The 604-nt window shown below is 68.5% G+C and carries 1 protein-coding gene; it reads right to left on the bottom strand.

Going from position 1 to position 604, the window contains the following annotated elements; genetic code table 11:
* Positions 1-37: 37 nt before the first annotated feature.
* The coding region (locus JNK74_29470; protein ID MBL7650304.1) for a UDP-N-acetylglucosamine 1-carboxyvinyltransferase at positions 38-604 on the bottom strand (567 nt) is incomplete at its 5' end.

Genomic DNA, 604 nt, shown 5'->3' with positions numbered 1-604 from the left:
ACGGATGTTGACGGCCGGCACACGATAGCAGATCGACTTATCCTTGCGGAGTGAGTCGCCGCGTCGCGGCGCCCGACCAGTGGGGGCCGGGCATTGCCGGTTCGGACGGCGGGGACGCGACTTCCATCAGTTCCGGCGGGACATTCGCGGGGCTGTCTTCGACGCGCTGCACGTCCGCTCCCAGCGAACGCAGCTTGGCCTCGAATCGCTCATAGCCGCGGTCGAGATGATAAATTCGCCGGACGACCGACGGTCCCTCCGCCGCGAGGGCCGCCAGCACGAGTGCGGCGCTGGCCCGCAGGTCCGACGCCATCACCGAAGCGCCGCTCAGCCGCGTCGGTCCGCCGACGATCGCACTGGCGCCTTCGCGGCGGACGCGGGCCCCCATCCGCGCCAGTTCGGAAATGTGCATGAACCGGTCGGGGAACACCTTGTCGGTCACCAGGCTGATTCCCTCGGCCGTTGCCAGCAACGCTGTCAACTGGGCCTGCATGTCCGTGGGCACGGCGGGATATGGCAGAGCCACGCATTCCACCGCCCGCAGCGGGAGCACCCCATCGGCATGAATCGTCGTGCCGTCGACGCGGATCCCCACGCCGATTTC

Source organism: Candidatus Hydrogenedentota bacterium (assembly GCA_016791475.1).
GTDB lineage: Bacteria > Hydrogenedentota > Hydrogenedentia > Hydrogenedentales > JAEUWI01 > JAEUWI01.
This window is presented reverse-complemented; position numbering and strand designations above follow the sequence as displayed.